Raw genomic sequence first — 492 nt, 5'->3', positions numbered from 1 at the left:
CGGCGTACTGGATCGACGTGGTGGCCTGCGCCGGGATGAAGTTGTTCTGGAATTTCAGGACGTTTGCGACGTTGCCGGTCGGGTTGCCTGTCTTCGGATCGACCGTGACGCCCATCAGGTAGTAGCCGGCGCCGTTGACGAGGTTGCCGTTGGCGTTGAGCTGGAAGTCGCCGCGGCGCGTATAGTAGGTGACGCCGCTGAACACCGGCACGTTGTCGACGATGCCGGTGGCCTTCTGGATCGAGAAGAAGCCGTCACCGGTGATCGCCATGTTGGTGGCGACGGTGGAGCCCGAGATCGTGCCCTGCGTGGTGATGGTGGCCTTGGCGTTGGCGGTGACGCCGCCCGCGACCTGCTTGCTCGGAACGGAGGAGTCGGGAATGAGGTCGACGAAAGAGGTGCCGATGCCCTTGTAACCGGTGGTGGATGAGTTGGCGATGTTGCCGGAAATGTTCTGCAGCGCGAAGGACTGCGCCTGCAGGCCACCCACCG

At 63.6% G+C, this 492-nt stretch carries 1 protein-coding gene; it reads right to left on the bottom strand.

Annotated elements, in window-relative coordinates:
- On the bottom strand, positions 1-492 hold a 492-nt coding region (locus AACY08_RS29020; protein WP_339472522.1), incomplete at both ends, for a flagellar hook basal-body protein.

The organism is Pseudomonas sp. EL_65y_Pfl1_R83 (genome assembly GCF_963970695.1).
Classification (GTDB): domain Bacteria; phylum Pseudomonadota; class Gammaproteobacteria; order Pseudomonadales; family Pseudomonadaceae; genus Aquipseudomonas; species Aquipseudomonas tritici.
This window is presented reverse-complemented; position numbering and strand designations above follow the sequence as displayed.